Below are 208 nucleotides of genomic sequence, written 5' to 3' on the forward strand. Positions count from 1 at the left end.
GATGATAAGACAAGTATAGATAGTAATGAAGTAAAAGCAGGCCAAGAACTACTTTACAAGATAACTTACAAGAATACAACAGGAAAAGCTCAAAAGGTCGTAATAAAAGATAGAATCCCAGAGCATACAAGTTATGTAGAAAATTCTGCAGATAATGGTGGAACTTTTGCAAATGGAGAAATCACTTGGACAAAAGAAAATGTAGCAG

1 protein-coding gene is annotated in these 208 nt (G+C 33.7%); it reads left to right on the plus strand.

Features of this window, described 5'->3' with window-relative positions:
• Window positions 1-208, plus strand: a 208-nt coding sequence (locus VJI93_RS09360; protein WP_324009411.1) for a hypothetical protein, incomplete at both ends; no start/stop codon positions are given.

Source organism: Parvimonas sp. M20, assembly GCF_035282425.1.
GTDB lineage: Bacteria > Bacillota > Clostridia > Tissierellales > Peptoniphilaceae > Parvimonas.